General features: G+C 63.7%; 21 protein-coding genes. 9 read left to right on the forward strand and 12 right to left on the reverse strand.

The features are described 5' to 3' along the window. Nucleotides 1–51: 51 nt before the first annotated feature. The gene (locus P3T18_RS28110; protein ID WP_429303227.1) at nt 52–561 is read right to left on the reverse strand and encodes a flavin reductase family protein; all 510 of its coding nucleotides are present in this window, start codon (nt 559–561) and stop codon (nt 52–54) included. Nucleotides 562–815: 254 nt separating this feature from the next. Between P3T18_RS28110 and msrA the strand changes: the two genes are divergently transcribed. Next, entirely contained in the window at nt 816–1,364 is a 549-nt protein-coding gene (gene msrA, locus P3T18_RS28115) for a peptide-methionine (S)-S-oxide reductase MsrA (protein ID WP_429303228.1), read from the forward strand. A 6-nt stretch (nt 1,365–1,370) separates the two neighbouring features. On the opposite strand, the gene P3T18_RS28120 is transcribed toward msrA, so the two are convergent. From P3T18_RS28120 to pdxH, 3 genes are all read right to left on the reverse strand, one after another. Next, nucleotides 1,371–2,606: a DUF72 domain-containing protein gene (locus P3T18_RS28120; RefSeq protein ID WP_429303229.1), complete on the reverse strand. Its 1,236-nt coding sequence runs from the start codon at nt 2,604–2,606 to the stop codon at nt 1,371–1,373. A gap of 70 nt (nt 2,607–2,676) precedes the next feature. Next, nucleotides 2,677–3,891, reverse strand: a complete 1,215-nt coding sequence (locus P3T18_RS28125) for a class I SAM-dependent methyltransferase (protein ID WP_429303230.1) — start codon at nt 3,889–3,891, stop codon at nt 2,677–2,679. A gap of 139 nt (nt 3,892–4,030) precedes the next feature. Continuing rightward, a complete protein-coding gene (gene pdxH / locus P3T18_RS28130) occupies nt 4,031–4,672 on the reverse strand; it encodes a pyridoxamine 5'-phosphate oxidase (protein ID WP_429303417.1) in 642 nt (213 codons plus the stop codon). A gap of 284 nt (nt 4,673–4,956) precedes the next feature. Here pdxH and tcdA point away from each other — a divergent pair, with 284 nt between their 5' ends. Next, a complete protein-coding gene (gene tcdA / locus P3T18_RS28135; RefSeq protein ID WP_429303231.1) occupies nt 4,957–5,814 on the forward strand; it encodes a tRNA cyclic N6-threonylcarbamoyladenosine(37) synthase TcdA in 858 nt (285 codons plus the stop codon). 18 nt (nt 5,815–5,832) lie between these two features. On the opposite strand, the gene trxA is transcribed toward tcdA, so the two are convergent. Both trxA and P3T18_RS28145 read right to left on the reverse strand, forming a co-directional pair. Beyond that, complete coding sequence (gene trxA, locus P3T18_RS28140; RefSeq protein ID WP_429303232.1) at nt 5,833–6,681, reverse strand: thioredoxin; 849 nt, start codon at nt 6,679–6,681, stop codon at nt 5,833–5,835. A 55-nt stretch (nt 6,682–6,736) separates the two neighbouring features. Beyond that, on the reverse strand, nt 6,737–7,618 hold the full coding sequence (locus P3T18_RS28145; protein ID WP_429303233.1) for a pirin family protein: 882 nt from the start codon (nt 7,616–7,618) through the stop codon (nt 6,737–6,739). 178 nt (nt 7,619–7,796) lie between these two features. On the opposite strand from P3T18_RS28145, the gene P3T18_RS28150 reads away from it, so the two are divergent. Then, on the forward strand, nt 7,797–8,678 hold the full coding sequence (locus P3T18_RS28150) for an EamA family transporter (protein ID WP_429303234.1): 882 nt from the start codon (nt 7,797–7,799) through the stop codon (nt 8,676–8,678). Nucleotides 8,679–8,803: 125 nt separating this feature from the next. Here P3T18_RS28150 and P3T18_RS28155 read toward each other — a convergent pair whose 3' ends face one another. Continuing rightward, complete coding sequence (locus P3T18_RS28155) at nt 8,804–10,390, reverse strand: N-acetylmuramoyl-L-alanine amidase (RefSeq protein ID WP_429303235.1); 1,587 nt, start codon at nt 10,388–10,390, stop codon at nt 8,804–8,806. Continuing rightward, complete coding sequence (gene tsaE, locus P3T18_RS28160) at nt 10,372–10,962, reverse strand: tRNA (adenosine(37)-N6)-threonylcarbamoyltransferase complex ATPase subunit type 1 TsaE (protein ID WP_429303236.1); 591 nt, start codon at nt 10,960–10,962, stop codon at nt 10,372–10,374. The genes P3T18_RS28155 and tsaE overlap by 19 nt, the downstream gene beginning before the upstream one ends. A gap of 17 nt (nt 10,963–10,979) precedes the next feature. Here tsaE and queG point away from each other — a divergent pair, with 17 nt between their 5' ends. From queG to xerD, 3 genes are all read left to right on the forward strand, one after another. Further along, complete coding sequence (queG, locus tag P3T18_RS28165) at nt 10,980–12,248, forward strand: tRNA epoxyqueuosine(34) reductase QueG (protein WP_429303237.1); 1,269 nt, start codon at nt 10,980–10,982, stop codon at nt 12,246–12,248. Nucleotides 12,249–12,321: 73 nt separating this feature from the next. Further along, on the forward strand, nt 12,322–12,792 hold the full coding sequence (locus P3T18_RS28170; protein ID WP_429303238.1) for a methylated-DNA--[protein]-cysteine S-methyltransferase: 471 nt from the start codon (nt 12,322–12,324) through the stop codon (nt 12,790–12,792). Continuing rightward, a complete protein-coding gene (gene xerD / locus P3T18_RS28175; RefSeq protein ID WP_429303239.1) occupies nt 12,789–13,721 on the forward strand; it encodes a site-specific tyrosine recombinase XerD in 933 nt (310 codons plus the stop codon). The genes P3T18_RS28170 and xerD overlap by 4 nt, the downstream gene beginning before the upstream one ends. Nucleotides 13,722–13,740: 19 nt before the next feature. Here the strand turns inward: xerD and P3T18_RS28180 are convergent, their stop codons facing one another. Beyond that, the gene (locus P3T18_RS28180) at nt 13,741–15,315 is read right to left on the reverse strand and encodes a class I adenylate-forming enzyme family protein (protein WP_429303240.1); all 1,575 of its coding nucleotides are present in this window, start codon (nt 15,313–15,315) and stop codon (nt 13,741–13,743) included. Between the two features lie 141 nt (nt 15,316–15,456). On the opposite strand from P3T18_RS28180, the gene ybaK reads away from it, so the two are divergent. Then, nucleotides 15,457–15,948: a Cys-tRNA(Pro) deacylase gene (ybaK, locus tag P3T18_RS28185; protein WP_429303241.1), complete on the forward strand. Its 492-nt coding sequence runs from the start codon at nt 15,457–15,459 to the stop codon at nt 15,946–15,948. Between the two features lie 146 nt (nt 15,949–16,094). Beyond that, nucleotides 16,095–16,739: a glycerol-3-phosphate 1-O-acyltransferase PlsY gene (plsY, locus tag P3T18_RS28190; protein WP_429303242.1), complete on the forward strand. Its 645-nt coding sequence runs from the start codon at nt 16,095–16,097 to the stop codon at nt 16,737–16,739. Between the two features lie 58 nt (nt 16,740–16,797). Here the strand turns inward: plsY and P3T18_RS28195 are convergent, their stop codons facing one another. Further along, the gene (locus P3T18_RS28195) at nt 16,798–17,283 is read right to left on the reverse strand and encodes a YajQ family cyclic di-GMP-binding protein (RefSeq protein ID WP_429303243.1); all 486 of its coding nucleotides are present in this window, start codon (nt 17,281–17,283) and stop codon (nt 16,798–16,800) included. Between the two features lie 206 nt (nt 17,284–17,489). On the opposite strand from P3T18_RS28195, the gene murB reads away from it, so the two are divergent. Beyond that, complete coding sequence (gene murB, locus P3T18_RS28200) at nt 17,490–18,533, forward strand: UDP-N-acetylmuramate dehydrogenase (protein ID WP_429303244.1); 1,044 nt, start codon at nt 17,490–17,492, stop codon at nt 18,531–18,533. Nucleotides 18,534–18,622: 89 nt separating this feature from the next. Here murB and P3T18_RS28205 read toward each other — a convergent pair whose 3' ends face one another. Both P3T18_RS28205 and argF read right to left on the reverse strand, forming a co-directional pair. Continuing rightward, a complete protein-coding gene (locus P3T18_RS28205) occupies nt 18,623–19,849 on the reverse strand; it encodes an argininosuccinate synthase (protein WP_429303245.1) in 1,227 nt (408 codons plus the stop codon). Nucleotides 19,850–20,121: 272 nt separating this feature from the next. Then, a complete protein-coding gene (gene argF / locus P3T18_RS28210) occupies nt 20,122–21,051 on the reverse strand; it encodes an ornithine carbamoyltransferase (protein ID WP_429303246.1) in 930 nt (309 codons plus the stop codon). Nucleotides 21,052–21,231: the final 180 nt, after the last annotated feature.

A 21,231-nucleotide genomic window follows, 5' to 3' on the forward strand; every position in this document is an offset into this window, starting at 1 on the left:
CGGATCGCCAAACGCACGAGCCGCCGCGCCCATGACGCGGCGGCGCACCGCTCACAGCGGCGCGAGTCCGTGGAACAGACCGTTCTGGAACACCAGCGGCGCGATGCTCGCGGCGTCCGGATGCACGCCGCAACGCTCCACTTCACCCACGAAGATCACGTGGTCGCCTTCCTCGTAACGGCTGCGGTTATGGCACTCGAACCACGCGAGCGCGCCGTCGAGCACCGGCATGCCGGTATCGCCTTCCGCATGCGAGACGCCTTCGAAGCGGTCGCCCTTCACAGTGGCAAAGCGTTTGCACAAATCGAGTTGCGACGCGGCCAGCACGTTCACCACGTAATGACTATTCGCCCGGAACACGGGCATCGACGCCGAGCGCGTGGCGAGACTCCACAACACGAGCGGCGGATTGAGCGACACCGAATTGAACGAACTGGCCGTGATGCCAATCAACTGGCCCGACTCGGCGCGCGTGGTGATGACGGTCACGCCGGTGGCGAATTGCGCGAGCGCCTGCTTGAAAGCGGGCTGGTCGAAGTTGGGCGGACTGGCGCGCTTCATCGGGCGTGAGCCTTCGCCGCAAACCGGCTAGGTGCCGGCCTGGAGTCTTTGCGCGTACGGCTGGAAACAAATGATTCGAAAGTCATAGTGAAAATCGTCGATTTGTCCCAATTTTAACTGCAATCGCGGCGACGAGGCCGCGAGTCTGCCGGCTGGCGTAAAACCCGCTAAGCTGGAAAGTCCAGGATGTGCGATCGGCGCTGCCTTTACGTGACGAGGCATTGGCCAATTTCGAGTTTCAAGGAGCGAGCAGCATGAGTCAGACAGGTGAAATCGCCACGCTGGGTGGCGGGTGTTTCTGGTGTCTCGAAGCGGTCTATCTGGCCGTCGATGGCGTCAACTCCGTGCAGTCGGGCTATGCGGGCGGCCAGACCCGGCAGCCGACCTACGAACAGGTCTGCGACGGCGCGACCGGCCATGCGGAAGTCGTGAACGTCGACTTCGATCCGGCCAGAATCAGCTATCGCGAGATTCTGGACATCTTCTTCGCGATTCACGATCCGACCCAGTTGAACCGTCAGGGCAACGACGTCGGCACGCAGTATCGTTCGGTGATCTTCACGCACTCCGACGCGCAGCGCGAAACGGCGCTGCAGGCGATCCGCGAGATCACGGAGCAGAAGATTTACGACGGCCAGATCGTCACTCAGGTGCTGCCGCTCGACGGCAACTACTGGCCGGCCGAGGCGTATCACCAGAACTACTTCGCACAGCATCCGGATCAAGGGTACTGCTCGTTCGTGGTGGCGCCGAAGGTCGCGAAGTTTCGTCAGAAGTTCGCGCACCGCATCAAGGCAGGCTGAGCGGCGTCAATCCGGGTCGGCGGCGGGCGGCTCATGGGCATCTTCATGCTCATGAGCCTGGCGCGTGTACGCCTCGATGATCGCGCGCGCCAGTTCCAGGCAACTGAGCGGCGCCGACCCTTCCGCCTTGTTGTTGATCGCGATCACGACCGGTTGGCCGGCCAGCGCATAGCGCGCGGCCAGTTCGGCGAGCGCGGCGCGCGTGGACGGGTCCGGGTCGATCAGCTGGTTGAACGGCTCGTACTTCGCCTTCGCCTGCTCGTACTTGAAGCCGCCATGCAGACTCCAGCGCACGATCAGCGGACCCGTGGGCGCGTCGCCGTCGAGTAGCGCCAGCGCCGCGGCCTGACGCAGCGGATCGGGCATCCGCGCATGAATCCCCACGCAATAGCGCACGCCGGCCGCTTTGAGCGTGCGGATGAAGCGCGGCGTCAGCAGACTGCCGTCGCGGATTTCGATCGCGTAGTGGGTGCCGTCGGGCAACGCCGGCAGCGCATGCAGAAACTCGCCTAGCCGTTCGATGAACGCCGCCGGTTGCGCCAGCATCTGATCGGGCAACGGCGAAAGCTGGAACACCAGCGCGCCGGCCTTGGCGCCGAGACCTTCGAGGCAGGGCGTGACGAAGTCGTCGATCGCCATCTGCGCATTCAGAAAACACGGATTCATCGACACCGGCTCGCCTCGTTCGGCGCGCACGGTGGCGTCGGTGATTGTCATCGGCGCCTTGACGATGAAGCGGAAATGCTCCGGTACCTGCTGGGCGTAGCGCAGGTATTCCGTGACGGTGAGTGCCTGGTAGAACGACCGGTCGATGCTGACAGTCTTCAGCAACGGATGCGCGCTGTACGCGCCGAGACCTTCGCGCGAGAGCTTGGTGTTGCTGTATTCGTCGCCGTAGACGATGCCGTTCCAGCCGGGAAACGACCACGTGGAGGTGCCGAGATGAATCTGCGGCGGCAGTCCGGCGGCAAGCGCGAGCAGATCGGGCGAGGGCGGGGCGGCAACGACGTCGCGGGCGCGGCGTTTTTTGGGCGAGTCGGCGGGCGGCGCTGCGGCTTCGTCGACGCACGTCGCGCTTTCGGTGCTCTCACCACCGCTCACGCCGGGTTGGGCGGAAGCTTTGGAAACCGCCGGCGCGGCTTTTACCGGCATACCGAACAGGTCGAACTGCACCGCGTCGGGCTGCGCGTCGTGTTCGCCGCTCGCCGCATCTGCCACTTCGTTTGTACCGCTCTGGCCCATCTCTATCCGACTCGCTCATCGAGGTTCACGCCGCGGCAACCGCTTCAGCACGCCGCCGCGGCATGACACATCACGGCTTTTTGTCGTACATATAGCGGCGCGACCACGGCAGGGTTTTCGCGCTGCGGCCGGCTTTGCGGCACACCACCTGGTAGATCGAGACGTCGTCGTTTTCGAACGCGTACGCGCAACCGGCGAGATACACGCGCCAGATACGGAATTTTTCGTCGTCGACCAGCTTGCGGGCTTCGTCGGCATGAGCCTCGAAGTTTTCCGCCCAGATGTCCAGCGTGTGCGCATAGTGACGGCGCAGGCTTTCGACGTCAACCGCTTCCAGCCCGCCGCGCTGCATCGATTCGAGCGCGAGGCTGATGTGCGGCAGTTCGCCGTCGGGGAACACGTAACGGTCGATGAATTCGCCGCCGCCCAGCGCGGTCTCGCCGCTGTCCGAGTCGCTCGATGTAATGCCGTGGTTCATCGCGACGCCGTCGTCCGCCAGCAGATCGTGGATCTTCTGGAAATAGCCCGGCAGGTTTTTGCGGCCGACGTGTTCGAACATCCCCACACTAGTGATCCGGTCGAACTGGCCGTCCACGTCGCGGTAATCCTGCAGACGAATTTCGATCCTGTCTTCGAGGCCCGCGGCTTTGACGCGCGCGGTGGCGAGATCGAACTGGTTTTGCGAGAGCGTCACGCCCACGCATTGCGCGCCGAATTTCTGCGCCGCGCGCAAGACCAGTGCGCCCCAGCCGCAGCCGATGTCGAGCAGACGCTGACCGGGTTGCAACTGGATCTTGGTCAGGATGTGGTCGATCTTCTTGATCTGCGCGGTGGCGAGATCTTCGTCGCCGTTCTCGAAGTAGGCGCACGAGTACACCATGTTCTCGTCGAGCCAGAGCTTGTAGAACTCGTTCGAGACGTCGTAGTGATACTGGATGGCCTTTTTGTCCGACGACTTCGAGTGATTGAAGTAGCGTCGCACGCGCGCCAGCTTGCTCGCACTCGTGACCGTGCTGCGGGCGAGCGAGTAGCCGATATTGATGATGTCCGACAGCTTGCCTTCGATGTCGATCTTGCCCTTCACGTACGCCTCGCCGAGATTGTCGAGGCTCGGTTCGAGCAGATAAGGCAGCGCCGTGGCGCTCTTCACGTGTAGCGTGACCTGGGGCGCGGCAAACTGCCCGAAGTCATGTTGCTGGCCATCCCACAGCACGAGCCGTGCTGGCAGGTTAGCCCTGGTTTTTACGTCTTCCACCCACTGCGCCAGCTTCTTCTCCCAGAACATGTGATTTCTCCGTGTCCGTTGAACTAAAGCAAAGCCTGTGTGGATCGCGCACGCCACGGCCCAACTCCCATGCCATGGGCGCAATCCGGCCGGCGCGCGCTGCTGCATCGGCTGCGCGCGTACGGCGATCAATTCGGTTTCAGGGCGAGAGGCGGGAGATTTGCCAGTCGCTGGTTTCGCCTGAACGCGTATAGAGCAGACGGTCGTGCAGACGCGACGGTCGGCCCTGCCAGAATTCGATTGCTTCGGGCACCAAACGAAAGCCGCCCCAATGTGGCGGGCGCGGTGGTTGGTCGCCGTACTGCAGACTGATTTCGCGTTCGCGTGTTTCGAGCTGCGAACGGCTTTCAATTACCTGACTCTGATTGGATGCCCATGCGCCGATGCGCGACCCGAGCGGACGCGAGGCGAAGTAGGTATCGCTTTCTTCCGCGCTCGTCTTGACGACGCGGCCCTCGATACGCACCTGGCGTTCGAGTTCGATCCAGTAAAACAGCAGGCTCGCAAAGGGATTGGCAGCGAGCTCGCAGCCTTTGCGGCTTTCGTAATTGGTGAAGAACACGAAGCCCCGTTCGTCCACGCCCTTGATCAGAACGATGCGCGCCGATGGCCTGCCGCGAGAATCGACAGTGGCGAGCGTCATCGTATTCGGCTCGGGCAATTGCGCTGCGACGGCCTGCTCAAACCATTTGTCGAACTGACAGAACGGATCGCGGTCGATGTCGGCGACGTCCAGAGAACCCAGCGAATAGTTTTTCCGAAGTTCGGCGAGTGAGGTCATGTTCTTATGCGAACGCTTACAGTCAGTCCAGTATATCCAAGGAGCAAATTTTTTGCCCGCAACCAGATCAACAACAGGCCTGCACCCAGGCCTTCTACGTGTCCAAGCTTGCGCGTTCCAGACCGACGCGTGATGCAAGGCGTGCGACCATGCAAATGAATTCGATCAGGCAAAATACGGTCTGCAGGCATTTTGACGTGCTACGTCCTGTCGCCTTGCCTGCCGTTTTTTAGTCTGCCAGACGCTTCTCCGTAGTTTGTTTGTTTTCCACCGAGTCCGCCATCATGTCCAGCATTGCCGCGCAATCCGATCTTACTACCAGCATCGACGGGAGTCATACAGCCGATCATGCCCGGCGCTTCGGCGGCATCGCCCGGCTGTATGGTGCGCCCGCGCTTGCCGCATTCGAAGGTGCGCACGTCGCGGTGATCGGCATCGGCGGGGTGGGGTCGTGGGTGGCCGAAGCGTTGGCGCGCAGCGCGGTCGGCACGCTTACCCTGATCGATCTGGACAACGTGGCCGAGAGCAACACCAACCGGCAGATTCACGCGCTGGACGGCAACTACGGCAAGCCGAAGGTCGAGGCGATGGCCGAGCGCATCGCGGCGATCAACCCGGCGTGCGACGTGCGGCTGATCGAAGACTTCGTAGAGCCGGATAATTTCGACGCCACGCTCGGCGGCGGCTTCGATTACGTGATCGACGCGATCGACAGCGTTCGCACCAAGACGGCATTGATCGCCTGGTGCGTGGAGCGCAAGCAGCCGCTCATCACGGTGGGCGGCGCGGGCGGCCAACTGGACCCCACGCGTATCCGCATCGACGATCTCGCGCTGACCATTCAGGACCCGCTGCTCTCGAAGGTGCGCGGACAGTTGCGCAAGCTGCACGGTTTCCCGCGCGGCCCGAAGGCAAAATTCAAGGTGAGCGCGGTGTATTCGGACGAACCGCTGATCTACCCGGAAGCCGCCGTTGGCGATATCGACGAGGAAACCGGACAAGCGGACAGCTTGCCCAGTCAAACGGGACCGGTGGGTTTGAACTGCGCGGGGTTTGGATCGAGTGTGTGCGTGACCGCGAGTTTCGGTTTCGCCGCGGCCGCGCATGTGCTGCGGGCCTTGGCGAAACAGGCGGCGGGTTGAGAGACCTCTAACGCGCGTTTAGTACAGCAGCGCGCTCAGCTTGCGGCGCCATTGCGAGACCAGCTCCGGCTGATGCGCGGCGAGATCGAACACCGAGAGCATCGTCTTGCGGCCGATGTCGTCGCGGAAGGTGCGGTCGCGCTGCACGATGGCGAGCAGATGTTCCAGCGCGCCTTCGTATTTGCGGCGCGCAATCAGCGCGCTGGCCAGGTCGAAACGGGCTTCGAGATCGGCCGGGTCGGCGGCGACTTTGGCTTCGAGCGCGTCGGTGGGCGGCAGATCGGCGGCGGCGTCCACGGCGTCCAGACGCGTCTTGATGGCGTTGAAGCGCGCGTCGATGCCTTGCGTGGTTTTCGGCGACAGCAGATCGACTTCATTGCGCGCTTCGTCGATACGATTGTCTTCGAGCAGCAGTTCGATGCGGTCCATGCGGGCGTCGTCGAAGCCGGGGTCGTAGGCGAGCGCGGCTTGCAGCGCGTCGTACGCATCTTCACGACGACCTTCGGCGAGGGCGGTGTGCGCTTCGAGACGCGCTGCGTCCGCGCCTTGCGGCACGAGGCGGTCGAGAAACTCGCGCAACTGGCCTTCCGGCAGCACGCCGACGAACTGATCGACCGGGCGGCCGTCTGCGAAAGCCATGACGTGCGGAATGCTGCGCACCTGAAAGTGCGCGGCCAGTTCCTGATTCTCGTCGACATTCACCTTCACCAGCTTCCACTTGCCGGCTGCTTCGGCTTCGAGCTTCTCGAGCATCGGGCCGAGCGTTTTGCACGGGCCGCACCATGGCGCCCAGAAGTCGACCAGCACGGGAGCCAGTGTCGACGCGGTGATGACGTCCTGTTCGAAAGTGGCCAGAGTGGTGTCCATTGCGTCCTCGTCGATAAAGCGGATGTTGTCCTAGTTGGGGCCGAATGCGCGAATGTCAATGCGCCTTGCGCTCGGGCAGGGGAATCCATTCGGTTTCGCCCGGCACCTTGCCCATTTCCTGTTGCGTCCATGCCAGCTTGGCGGCCTCGATTTTCTCGCGCGAACTGGCCACGAAATTCCATTCGATGAAGCGCTCGCCGTCCAGCTTCTCGCCGCCCAGCAGCATCACGCGCGCGCCGTTCGTGCTGGCGAGCGTCACGGTTTCGTCGAGCGCCAGTACCGCCATTTGCCCGACTTCGAGCGGCGTGCCGTCGATTTCCAGATCGCCGTCCACCAAATAGACGCCGCGTTCCTCGTGCTCCGGTTCCAGCGCGAAAGCGCCGCCTGCCGCGAAATGCGCGCAGACGTAGAGCGTGCCGGAAAAGGTCGTGACCGGCGAGGTCGCGCCGAACGCGGTGCCCGCGATAACGTGCAGGCGCACGCCGTTACGTTCGACCACCGGCAACGTGTCCGCAGCGTGATGCGCGAACGACGGTTCGACTTCTTCGTCGTCGAGCGGCAGGGCAACCCACGTCTGGATGCCGTGCATGGTCAGCCCGCTCGCGCGGTCTTCGGCCGGAGTGCGCTCCGAATGCACGATGCCGCGCCCGGCCGTCATCCAGTTGACGTCGCCGGGGACGATTTTCTGCTCGGAGCCGAGGCTGTCGCGATGCATGATCGAGCCTTCGAACAGATACGTGACGGTGGCGAGGCCGATATGCGGATGCGGACGCACGTCGAGCCCGACGCCCGGTTCGAGCGTGGCCGGTCCCATGTGGTCGAAGAAGATGAACGGGCCGACCAGCCGGGCGGCCATGGCAGGCAGCACGCGCCGCACGGTGAGACTGCCGACGTCGCGCAGGTGCGGTTTGAGGACGGCTTTGATCGAGGAAGACATGGGCGGCTCGGCTTGAGTTGGGGTTGGATTTTTTGCTCGATTGTCGATTCTACTGCGGCGGCCGGAATATCGACGTCGCGCCGCCATCGCGGCCGTCCGGGAATCCGTAGCGGACGGCGTCGCCGGGCGCTGCCGGCTCCGCTAAACTGGCGGATCGAACCATCGAATGGAGAGCCGGATGTCGCCCAGGGATTTGTTGCTCGCGCTAATCGTCGTGGTCGCGTGGGGCGTCAACTTCGTCGTCATCAAAGTGGGCTTGCATGGTGTGCCGCCGATGCTGCTCGGCGCGCTGCGCTTCACGCTGGCCGCGGTGCCGGCGGTGTTTTTCGTCAAGCGTCCGAAGATGCCCGTGCGCTGGCTTTTCGCCTACGGCCTGACCATTTCGTTCGGCCAGTTCGCCTTCCTGTTCTCCGCCATGTATGTCGGCATGCCGGCCGGACTCGCTTCGCTGGTCTTGCAGGCGCAGGCGTTTTTCACGCTGATTTTCGCGGCACTCTTCCTGCACGAGCGGTTTCGCCTGCCTAACGTGGTCGGTTTGCTGATCGCCGCGGGCGGCCTCGCCGTGATCGGTCTGCAAGGCGGTCATGCCATGACGCTCGCCGGTTTCGTGCTGACCTTGTGCGCGGCCTGCTCGTGGGCGCTCGGCAACATCGTCACGAAGCGGGTGGGTCAGGTCGATCTGGTGGGACTGGTGGTGTGGGGCAGTCTGATTCCGCCGCTGCCGTTCTTCGCGTTGTCTTACGTGTTCGAAGGGCCGCAGCGGATCGGCGCCGCGCTTGCGGGCATCAGCGCGACGTCGATCTTCGCCATCGTGTATCTGGCGTTCATTGCCACGCTGATCGGTTACGGTTTGTGGAGCCGCTTGTTGTCGCGCTATCCGGCGAGCCAGGTTGCGCCGTTCTCGCTGCTGGTGCCGATCGTCGGGCTGGCGTCCGCTTCGCTGTTCCTCGACGAGCAGTTGACCATGCCGCAGGTGGTGGGCGCGTTGCTCGTGATGGCGGGACTGGCGGTGAACGTGTTCGGCGGCTGGGTCATGCAGCGCCTGTCGCCGGCGCGTTGAACCGGCGTTGCTGAACGTCACGCACGGCGCAAAAAACCGTGCGATATAAAAAACGGCCGCTGCGTCAGCAGGCGGCCGTTTTTGTTTGCCCAGTCGGGCGCTCAGTTGAGCGCTCGATCCACGCGTCACGTCATGCGGTTTTTCGCCAGCGGCGGATTCGCCGCGAAATAGCGCTTGATGCCGGTCATGATCGCGTCGGCCATCTTCTCGCGATAAGCGTCGTCGTTCAGGCGGCGCTCTTCGTCCGGGTTGCTGATGAAGGCCGTCTCGACGAGGATCGACGGAATATCCGGCGCCTTCAGCACGGCGAAGCCGGCCTGCTCGACCGAGCCCTTGTGCAGCTTGTTGATGCCGCCGATTTCCTTCAGCACGAAGTTGCCGTAGCGCATCGAGTCGCGGATCTGCGCCGTGGTCGACATATCGAACAACGCGCGGTTGACGGTGGCGTCCGCGGACTTGATGTTGATGCCGCCGATCTGATCCGACGAGTTTTCCTTGTTCGCCATCCAGCGCGCGGCCGCGCTCGAAGCGCCATGCTCGGACAACGCGAAAACCGACGAGCCCTTGGCGTCCGGCGTGGTGAACGCGTCGGCGTGGATCGACACGAACAGATCCGCGCCGACGCGCCGCGCCTTCTGCACGCGCACGTTCAGCGGCACGAAGAAGTCGGCGTCGCGGGTCATCATGGCGCGCATGTTCGGCTGGCCGTCGATCTTCGCGCGCAGCTTCTTGGCGATGTCGAGCGCGACGTGTTTCTCGTAGGTCCCCGAGCCGCCGATCGCGCCAGGGTCTTCGCCGCCGTGACCCGGATCGATCGCGACGGTCAACAGACGCACCGTGTTGCTCTTGCCGGTCTTCGGATTGGTGAAGGCGTAGTTGTCAGTGCTGTCGTCGCTGTCGCCGAGCGTGCTGCTGTTCGCGCTGCCCTTGGCGTTGCCGTTCGCGCCGTTATTACGCGCGATGACGGGTGGCGCGACGGGTGCCGTGGGCCTGCCGAGAATCGGCGGCGCCGGCGTGGGTACGACGTGGCTCGGCGGATGCGGCACGGTCGACGAACCGCTGCCGGCGCCGCCGTTCTGTGCGTAACGTTCGAAGAAGGCTTCGCTGTTGTCGGCGGTGGGCGGCGTGGTGCCGGGGCCGCTCAGCGTCGCGGGCGGCGCGCTGTTTTCGTCGAGACTCTGCTGCTTGCGTTCGGTCTGCGCGAGCAGATCCATCAGCGGGTCGGGCGCGACGGCCGGGTAAAGGTCGAACACCAGCCGGTATTTGTACGCGCCGACCGGCGGCAACGTGAACACCTGCGGCTTCACCGATCCCTTCAGGTCGAACACCATGCGCACCACGTGCGGCTGATATTGCCCGACACGCACCGACTGGATCTGCGGATCGTTCGGCGTGATCTTCGAGACGAGGTCCTTGAGCGCCTGATCGAGATCGAGACCGCTCAGGTCCACCACCAGCCGGTCGGGACCTTGCAGCAACTGCTGCGCGTTTTGCAGAGGTTGATCGGATTCGATCGTGACGCGGGTGTAGTCGCGCGCTGGCCAGACCCGCACGCCGAGCACCGAACTGGCCATCGCCAGACGCGGTGCCACGAGGCCGAGCACCAGCGTCGACGCGCCCGCGCGCAGAATCTGCCGGCGCCGCCAGTTATGCGTTGCGGTAGCCGCCGATTCGATCGAGCGGAACGGTTTGATCAACATCTTTCGAGACATGCCTTTCCTGATTCGCTGTATGCCCGCGCGACGAGCACCCGGCCGTCTCCCTCGTTCCGGCTATCCAGTTCGAGCGAGAAAACGAGATCCGGCACGCCTAACAGACGCCCGGCGCGTTGCGGCCATTCGACGAGGCAGACCGCGCCGCTGTCGAAGTACTCGCGAAAGCCTGCGTCGGCCCATTCGGCCGGATCGGTGAATCTGTACAGATCGAAGTGATAGAGCGCGAGTTCCCCGCGTTCTCCGTTGCGCAATTCGAGCACGTACGGTTCGACGAGCGTGTAAGTGGGACTGCGCACCCGGCCTGTGTGACCGAGGCCGCGCAACGTAGCGCGCACGAGCGTGGTTTTGCCGGCGCCGAGATCGCCGACGAGCTGCACCTGCAAGCCGTGGAATGCCGCGCCGTTCTGCGAACCCTGCTGCGCTTTCAGTTGCGCTTCGCGCACGCTTTCGATTGCCTGCGCGAAGCGTTCGCCGAAGGCATTCGTCGCGGCTTCGTCCGCGAGCGCGACAGTGCGTTCGAGCAGGACAGGTGCGAGAGGTGGGATCGCGTGATCGGGATTGACGGGCATTCTCGTAAAATGGCGTGATGAACCGAAGTCCGGAGTCCCCTGTACCCCACGCGCCCGCATTCGACGACGATGCGCGCGGAGAGCGTCGTTTCGATGAAGCGGCGTTGAAGACGCTCGCGCTGAACATCAAAACGTGGGGCCGTGAACTGGGTTTCGGAGCAGTCGGCATTAGCGACACCGATCTCTCCGCGGCCGAAGCGCCGCTTGCAGCCTGGCTGGAAGCGGGGTGCCACGGCGAGATGGATTATATGGCGAAACACGGTATGAAACGCGCGCGGCCTGCCGAGCTTGTGGCCGGCACGCGACGTGTGATTACCGCGCGCATCGCTTACTTGCCGGCGCAAACCCTGCATGGCGAGGCGGCCGGCAGCAGCTTGCAGGAGCCGCCGTTGGCGTCCGATGCGTCCGCTGCAATGGGCGTGACGCGTGACTGGCGCGCGCTCGAACAGGCGCGTCTGCGTGATCCGGCGGCGGCGGTGGTGTCGGTTTATGCGCGTGGCCGCGACTATCACAAGGTGATGCGCAACCGTCTGCAGCATCTCGCCGAAAAGATCGAAGCCGAGATCGGCGCATTCGGTTTCCGTGTATTTACCGATTCGGCGCCCGTGCTCGAGGTAGAACTTGCGCAGAAGTCGGGGATCGGCTGGCGCGGCAAGCACACGTTGCTGTTGCAGCGCGACGCCGGCTCGCTGTTCTTTCTCGGCGAAATCTACGTGGACGTGCCGCTGCCGACCGATGCGGAGACGTCGCCCGAACTCGCGCCCGAAACGCCGGGCTCGCATTGCGGCAGTTGCACGCGCTGCATCGGCGCGTGTCCGACCGGCGCGATCGTCGCGCCTTACAAGGTCGACGCGCGGCTGTGCATCTCCTATCTGACGATCGAACTGAAGGGCAGCATTCCGCTGGAGTTGCGGCCGTTGATCGGCAATCGCGTGTATGGCTGCGACGACTGCCAGCTGGTGTGTCCATGGAACAAGTTCGCGCAGGCCGCGCCGGTCGCCGATTTCGACGTGCGGCACGGACTCGATCGTGCGTCGCTGGTGGAGCTGTTCGCGTGGAGCGCCGACGACTTCGACACGCGCATGCAGGGCAGCGCGATTCGTCGCATCGGTTACGAAAGCTGGCTGCGCAATCTCGCCGTGGGCATGGGCAACGCGCTGCGAGTCGCGCCGGAAAGTCTCGGTGCAGAAGCGCGCGAGGCGATCGTCGAGGCGCTGCGGCAACGCGCTGAGGACCCGTCCGACGTGGTGCGCGAGCATGTGGAATGGGCATTGGAAGCAGCGTAAAGTAGTGGCATTGCGGTCGGCGGCACGCGCTTCTTTACGCGACGCCACGCCGCCAGTCACGGAGCATGCAAGGATGTTCAACGCAGTGATCGATGCGCCTTTCGGCAAGGTCGGCATTCGACTCGATGGCGAAGCCGTGCGCGAGATCGTCTATTTGCCGGCGTCGACGCGCAACATCGAGCCCGATACGCCGCTCGCGCGGCAAGCCGTCGAACAGATCGAACGTTATTTCGAGCATGCGTCGGCGCATTTCGAGTTGCCGCTGGCGCCGGTCGGCACTGCATTCCAGCGGCGCGTCTGGCAGGCCATCAGCGACATTCCGGCCGGCACCGTCCTCACTTATGGGCAGTTGGCAAAACAGATCGGCAGTGTGCCGCGTGCGGTGGGCCAGGCGTGCGGCTCGAATTATTTTCCGATCGTGATTCCGTGTCATCGCGTGGTGAGTTCGAGCGGGCTCGGCGGCTTCGCGCATCACGCCGAAGATGGTTTCTTTCTCAACGTGAAGCGCTGGCTGCTGGCGCATGAAGGCATTCCGTACGCATGAGCGACACCCTCGCTGACGACGCGCCCGTCGCGTCACCCCTGTTTCTGGCAAGCTCCGCCTCGATCGACGCATTCTGCGACGCGCTCTGGCTCGAACACGGTTTGTCGCGCAATACACTCGACGCCTACCGGCGCGATCTGCGATTGTTCTGCGAGTGGCTCGCGCTACGCAACGTGTCGCTCGACACCGCTTCGGAGGCCGATCTCAACGCCTACAGCGCGGCGCGTCAGAAAGACAAATCCACGTCGGCGAACCGGCGTCTTTCGGTGTTTCGCCGCTACTACGGCTGGGCCGTGCGCGAGCATCGCGCGCAGGTCGATCCGACCGTGCGTATCCGCTCGGCCAAACAGCCGCCGCGCTTTCCGTCCACGCTCAGCGAAGCGCAGGTCGAAGCGCTGCTCGGCGCGCCGGACGTTGCCACCCCGCTCGGTCTGCGCGACCGCACGATGCTGGAGTTGATGTACGCAAGCGGCCTTCGTGTGACCGAACTCGTGACGCTGAAAACCGTGGAAGTGGGCTTGAACGAAGGCGTGGTGCGCGTCATGGGCAAGGGCTCGAAAGAGCGCCTGATTCCGTTCGGCGAGGAAGCCCATGGCTGGATCGAGCGTTATCTGCGTGAGGCGCGCCCGGCGCTGCTCGGCGCACGCGCGAGCGACGCGCTGTTCGTGACCTCGCGCGCCGAGGGCATGACGCGTCAGCAGTTCTGGAACATCATCAAGCGGCACGCGCTGGCGGCCGGCGTGCATGCGCCGCTTTCGCCGCACACGCTGCGGCATGCGTTCGCCACGCATCTGCTGAACCACGGTGCCGATTTGCGCGTGGTGCAATTGCTGCTCGGCCACACCGATATCTCGACCACGCAAATCTATACGCACGTGGCGCGCGAGCGCTTGAAGTCGCTGCACGCGCAGCATCATCCGCGAGGTTGAACGCGCGCAACGGCGGGCGTTAAAGAAACTCTCGCAAGCGGTGTTTGAGAATCTTGCCGGTTGAAGCCGCCGGCAGCGCCGCGAGCACTTTCACTTCGGCGGGGCGCTTGTAGGGCGCAAGGCGCTCGCTGCACCAGGCAATCAGTTCGACGGGCGTTACCGTGGCGCCGCTTGCAAGTTCGACGAAGGCGACCACTTCTTCGTTGCCTTCGACCGCGCGCCCGATCACGGCGGACTGCACGACTTGCGGATGCGCGTTCAGCGCATGCTCGACTTCCGACGGATACACGTTGAAGCCCGAGCGGATAATCAGTTCCTTGCTGCGCCCGACGATATGCAGCGCGCCGTCCGCATCTTGCCGGGCGAGATCGCCGGTCTTGAGCCAGCCGTCTTCGCTGACGGCGCCGCGCGTCAGTTCGGCGTTCCGGTAATAACCCAGCATCACGTTCGGACCGCGCACCCAGAGTTCGCCGATTTCCCCTGCCGCCACGTCGACACCGTCGCGCCCGGCGAAGCGCACTTCGACGCCGGGAATCACTTCGCCGACCGAGCAGTCGTTGCGCGGCGCGTCGAGCATGGTGTGCGAAACGGTCGGGCTGCTTTCGGTCATGCCGTAGCCGTTGTGCAGCGCAATGCCGTAGACGCGTTCGACCTGCGCCTTCAATGCGGCGTCGAGCGGCGAGCCGCCGGAATACGCGAAACGCAGGTGCGGCGCCGACCAGGGGTGCCGATGGGTCTGCAGATGTTCGAGCAGTTTGGCGTGCATGGCCGGCACGCCCTGGAAAATCGATACGCGCTCGTCGGCCAGCGCGCGACGCACGGCTTCGGGCGCGAAGCGCGGTGCAAGACGTAGCGTTGCGCCGGCATGCAGGCTGCCGAGACACACCGACGCGAAACCGTAGACGTGCGAGATGGGCAGCACGGCGTACACCACGTCGTCGGGACCGACCTTGCGCAAACGGCTCGATACGGCCGCGATAAACAGCAGGTTGCGATGCGAGAGCATCACGCCCTTCGGCGCGCCGGTGGTGCCCGTGGTGTAGATCAGCGCGGCGCATTGGCGCTCGCTCGCGGCCTCGACCGGCTCGCTTTGCGCCGTGTCGTCTACGGTGTAAGACCAGCGGCCGATGTCGGGCGTGGTGGCTGGCGCGTCGCTCGCGTGGTGACGCAGTGCGTGTTGTTGCGCGTCCGGCGAGCTTTCCACCGCATAGGCGACGACGCGCGGGCGCGCATGGTCGCGGATCGCATCGAGTTCGGCCGCGGAAAGCCGTGCGTTCGACACGAGCGCCCATGCGTCGAGCTTCGCGATGGCGAACAGCAGCACGATTTGCGCGATGCTGTTTTCCGCCACGATCATGACCCGGTCGCCGCCGCGCACGCCCCATTCGCGCAGCAACCCTGCGGTGGCCTCGACCGCCTGCAACAACTGCGCGCTGGTGAACTGGCGCGCGTCTTCGATCAGCGCGACGTGGTGCGGATCGCGCGCGGCGGCGAGCACGGGAATCTCGGCGATACGCGCGGGTAGGGCGGCCAGCAGCCTGGGAATGTCGATGGCGTGGCGGGTGCTCGAATCAAAACTCAATACTGTCTCCATGCGCTGCATGCGGCCAGAATGGCCGCGGCAACCGGTCGTGGCGTTGGAATTGTGCCAAACGATCGTGCCACAATCGACTGACGCGAACAATTGGCCGTTCGGCAAATAGCCGTTGCGCGGACTCGCCATTACAATGCGCCGATGAGCAAATCCAGACACGTTTCCGAAACGCCCGCGACGCAGTTTTTGCGCCGTCACGGCGTCACGTTCGGCGAACATCCTTACGATTATGTCGAGCACGGCGGCACCGGCGAATCGGCGCGCCAGCTCGGCGTGGACGAGCATCACGTCGTGAAGACGCTGGTGATGGAAGACGAGCACGCCAAGCCGCTGATCGTGCTGATGCACGGCGATCGTACCGTCAGCACCAAGAATCTGGCGCGGCAGATCGGCGCCAAACGGGTCGAACCGTGCAAGCCCGAGGTGGCGAATCGTCATTCGGGTTATCTGATCGGCGGCACGTCGCCGTTCGGCACGCGCAAGCAGATGCCGGTGTATGTGGAGTCCACGATTCTGGATATGGAGCAGATCTGGCTGAACGGCGGGCGGCGCGGCTTTCTGGTCAGCATCGCGCCGAAGGTGCTGACCGATTTGCTGGCTGCGAAGCCGGTGCAGTGCGCGAGCGTCGATTAAGCGTCGATTGACGTTTGCCTGAATGTTTTCCGGGCCGGCGGGTTCGGTAGAATGTGCGCCGTTTCTTTGCGAGTAGCGCGCTTGGCGCGCTGTGTTGCGGTCGGGTCTCGCGTTTTCCGGCCGCCGATCCTTATAAGAGTCCCCAGATGCAAAACCTGATCGTTGCTGTCGTTGCCTACCTGATCGGCTCGGTGTCGTTTGCCGTGATCGTGAGCGCCGCGATGGGTCTGGACGACCCGCGTTCTTACGGATCCGGCAATCCGGGCGCGACCAACGTGCTGCGCAGCGGCAGCAAGAAAGCCGCGATTCTCACGCTGATCGGCGATGCCTTCAAAGGGTGGCTGCCGGTGTGGTTCGTCGTGCACTTCGGCGCACGCTACGGTCTGGACGATACCTCGGTGGCCATTGCGGCGGTTGCCGTGTTTCTCGGCCACCTGTACCCGATCTTCTTCCGCTTCAAGGGCGGCAAGGGTGTGGCGACCGCGGCGGGCGTGCTGCTCGCGATCAATCCGATTCTCGGCCTGGCTACTTTGGCCACCTGGCTGATCGTGGCGTTCTTTACGCGCTATTCGTCGCTGGCGGCGCTCGCCGCAGCCGTGTTCGCGCCGCTTTTCGACGGCTTTCTGTTCGGGCCGCACGTCATTGCACTGGCCATCGTGGTGATGAGTACGCTGCTTGTTTGGCGCCATCGCGCCAACATCGCCAAGCTGATGCGCGGGCAGGAAAGCCGGATTGGCGACAGCAAGAAAGCCGCCGCGGCAGCGGGTACGGCGAGCGGCGACAAATCCTGATCGCCGGCGGCGTTGTTGGCGGCCGTGCCGCCAGGTCAGACGCCGCGCCGCAGCGAGTTCAGTCGCGGAAGTTGTTGAAGTCGAGCGGCGTGTCGGTCACGTCCTTGCGCAGCATCGCAATCACGCTCTGCAGATCGTCGCGCTTGCCGCCCGTGATCCGCACCGCGTCGCCCTGAATGCTGACCTGGACCTTGATCTTGCTGTCCTTCACGAGGCGCACGATTTTCTTCGACAGGTCGCCGGACACGCCCTTCTTGATCTTGATGACCTGCTTGACCTTATCGCCGCCGATTTTCTCGACCTTGCCGTAGTCGAGAAAGCGCACGTCTACATTGCGCTTGGCCAGCTTGGACACCAGCACGTCTTTCACCTGACCGAGCTTGAAGTCGTCGTCCGCGTAGGCGGTGATGTCGTTCTCCTTGTGCTCGACGCGCGCGTCCGACCCCTTGAAGTCGAAGCGGGTTGAAATTTCCTTGTTGGACTGCTCGATCGCGTTCTTGACTTCGATCATGTTCGCTTCGCAGACTACGTCGAACGATGGCATTGCTTTCTCCCAATAGTGCTGCGGTGCGCGACGCGGCCGGTCGGCCGCTCGCGGGGCACTCGCTATAATCACGGACCGGACGTCATTTTACCGACGCCACTCCCATTTGCCCAAGGCTGCCGCGCATTGTCGCCTGGCGCCGGCGCGGAGTACCTCGCGCCGGTCCGTTCGCGAATCCATTCGCCCTGTTCATTTTTCTCAATCCGATGTCCCAATCCGAATCTGCCGCCCTGATTGCCGGCTATCCGCTGAAGGCGCACAACACCTTTGGCTTCGACGTTCGCGCGCAGTTTGCGTGCCGGGTCGAGCATGAAGCGCAACTCATGGCCGCCGTGCGCGATCCGCGTGCAGCGGCGCTGCCGCGTCTCGTGCTGGGCGGCGGCAGCAACGTCGTACTCACCGGAGATTTCCCGGGACTCGTGCTGCTGGTCGCCTTGCGCGGCCGCCAGCTCGTGCGCGAAGACGACGAGTCATGGTACGTCGAAGCGGCGGCGGGCGAGCCGTGGCATGAGTTCGTCGCGTGGACTTTGTCGCAAGGGCTGCCTGGTCTCGAGAACCTTGCGCTCATTCCGGGCACCGTCGGCGCGGCGCCGATCCAGAACATCGGCGCGTACGGACTCGAAATGTGCGAGCGCTTTGCCTCGCTGCGTGCAGTGGAGCTGGCGACGGGCGCCGTCGTCGAACTCGACGCCGAGGCCTGTCAGTTCGGCTACCGCGACAGCTTTTTCAAGCGGGCAGGGCGTGACCGTTACGTGATTACGTCCGTGACCTTCCGTCTGCCTAAAGCCTGGACGCCGCGAGCGGGTTACGCGGACCTGGCGCGCGAGCTGGCCGCGCGCGGCGAAGCGCACGCGCAGCAGCCGGACGCGCAGGCCATCTTCGACGCCGTGGTGGCGGTGCGGCGCGCCAAGCTGCCCGATCCGGCGGTGTTGGGCAACGCCGGCAGTTTTTTCAAGAATCCGGTGGTGGAGGCGGTCCAGTTCGAGGCGCTGAAAGCGAAGGAGCCCGAGCTGGTCTCGTATGTCCAGCAGGATGGACGGGTGAAGCTCGCGGCCGGCTGGCTGATCGACCGGTGTGGCTGGAAGGGACGTTCGATCGGCGCGGCGGCGGTGCACGAGCGGCAGGCGCTGGTGCTCGTGAATCGTGGCGGCGCAAGCGGCGGCGACGTTCTGGCGCTCGCCGGAGCCATTCAGCAGGACGTGCTGACGCGCTTTGGCGTAGAACTGGAAGCGGAGCCCGTTTGTCTGTGAGACGGGTTTGAGTTCCTGATTCGCGCAATGAAAAAGGCGCCGGGAGTAATCTCCCGGCGCCTTTTTTACGTCTGAATCGACGAAAACGCTTAGCCGCGTTGGCGACGTGCGTTTTCCGCGATCCGCATACGCAGTGCGTTCAGCTTGATGAAGCCGCCAGCGTCAGCCTGGTTGTAGGCGCCGCCGTCGTCGTCGAACGTAGCGATGGTCTTGTCGAACAGCGTTTCCTTCGAATCGCGTGCGACCACCGAGACGCTGCCCTTGTAGAGCTTCACGCGCACCCAGCCGTTGACCTTTTCCTGCGTGTGGTCGATCAGCACCTGGATTGCGCGACGCTCCGGGCTCCACCAGTAGCCGTTGTAAATCAGCGAAGCGTAACGGGCCATCAGGTCGTCTTTCAGGTGAGCCACTTCACGGTCGAGCGTGATCGACTCGATGCCGCGGTGCGCCTTCAGCATGATCGTGCCGCCCGGCGTTTCATAGCAGCCACGCGACTTCATGCCGACGTAGCGGTTTTCCACCAGATCCAGACGGCCGATGCCGTGCTTGCCGCCCAGGCGGTTCAGTTCGGTCAGCATTTCAGCAGGCGAGAGGCGCTTGCCGTTGATGGCAACCGGATCGCCGTGTTCGTACTCGATGTCCAGGTATTCGGGCTGGTCGGGCGCGGCTTCCGGCGACACCGTCCAACGCCACATATCGGCTTCGGCTTCGGCTTTCGGGTCTTCCAGGTGACGGCCTTCGAACGAGATGTGCAGCAGGTTCGCGTCCATCGAATACGGCGCGCCGCCTTGCTTGTGCTTCATTTCGATAGGAATGCCGGCCTTTTCCGCGTACGCGAGCAGCTTTTCACGCGACAGCAGGTCCCATTCGCGCCACGGTGCGATCACCTTGATGCCCGGTTCCAGTGCGTAGTAGCCGAGCTCGAAGCGAACCTGATCGTTGCCCTTGCCGGTTGCGCCGTGCGAGACCGCTTGCGCGCCGGTTGCGCGAGCGATTTCGATCTGACGCTTGGCGATCAGCGGACGGGCGATCGACGTGCCCAGCAGGTACTCGCCTTCGTAGATCGTGTTGGCGCGGAACATCGGGAACACGTAGTCGCGCACGAATTCTTCACGCAGGTCTTCGATGAAGATGTTTTCCTGCTTGATGCCGAGTTGCAGGGCTTTCTTGCGCGCCGGTTCCAGCTCTTCGCCCTGGCCGATGTCGGCCGTGAACGTGACGACTTCGGCGTCGTAGTTGTCCTGCAACCACTTCAGGATGACGGAGGTGTCGAGGCCGCCCGAATAGGCGAGCACGACTTTCTTGATATCGCTCATGGTGAACTCGTAGCTGGAAAAAGCGGGAAAACAGGGCGCACCGGCACTTCCGGGCGCGGAAAAACCACTATTTTGACACTAAACCGCCGGACGCCCCCGTTTTTGGGATGAGGGCGATGACTTTCGGGCGGAACAGCCGGGTCCGTTTCGAGCGCGGGCGCTACCATGGACCGCGGCCGGCTGCGCGGCGCTAAACGTGGATGCCTTGCCTCGTATTCAAGGCCCCGTCGCGCTTCACGCAGTGCTGCAAAAACTCTTGCGCAGCGGCTTGCTCAGTGATTCAGCTTGCCGAGCAGCAAATACTCCATCAACGCTTTCTGCACGTGCAGGCGGTTTTCCGCTTCGTCCCACACGACGCTTTGCGGCCCGTCGATCACTTCGGCGCTGACTTCTTCGCCGCGGTGGGCCGGCAGGCAGTGCATGAAGAGCGCGTCCGGATTGGCGCGCGCCATCATGTCGGCGTCCACGCACCAGTCGGCGAAGGCCTTCTTGCGCGCTTCGTTTTCAGCCTCGAAGCCCATGCTCGTCCAGACGTCGGTGGTGACGAGGTCGGCGCCGGCGCAGGCTTCGTTCGGGTCGTCGAATTCTTCGTAGAAGGGCGCGCTCTCGGCCGCGACCATCGCGCGGTCGAGCTTGTATCCCGGCGGCGTGGACAGACGCAGCTTGAAGCCGAGAATCTGCGCGGCTTCGATCCACGTGTAGAGCATGTTGTTGGCGTCGCCGACCCACGCGACCGTTTTGTCGCGAATCGGGCCACGGTGCTCGAAGAACGTGAAAATGTCCGCCAGCACCTGGCAAGGGTGATATTCGTTGGTCAGCCCGTTGATCACCGGCACGCGCGAGTTCTCGGCGAAGCGCTGGATGATGTCCTGACCGAACGTGCGGATCATGATGATGTCGACCATGCGCGAGATGACTTGCGCTGCGTCTTCGATCGGTTCGCCGCGGCCGAGCTGCGTGTCGCGCGTGCTCATGAATACGGCATGGCCGCCCAGCTGGAAAATGCCGGCTTCGAACGACAGACGCGTGCGGGTCGAGTTTTTCTCGAAAATCATCGCGAGCGTGCGGTCGTGCAGCGGATGGTAGGTCTCGTAGTTCTTGAACTTGCGCTTCAGAATGCGCGCGCGTTCCAGTACGTACTCGTAATCTTCCAGCGAGAAATCCTTGAACTGCAGATAGTGGCGAATTTTCTTGGCGGTCATGAAACAAATACGGCGGTCTCACCCGGCAGGATTGCCGGACGGCGCCGCCGTCGTTTGTGGTAACTCAATGCAGCATAAAGGATTTTGCCCCGTTTGACGAGTCGGCCAAAAGGCCGGGCAAGCTGCCTGAAAGGCTTGCGCAACGTGCAACGGAGGCTTGTGTGCAGTGCGGAAAAAAGT

Origin of the sequence: Paraburkholderia sp. GAS199 (assembly GCF_050436585.1) — a bacterium.
GTDB lineage: Bacteria > Pseudomonadota > Gammaproteobacteria > Burkholderiales > Burkholderiaceae > Paraburkholderia.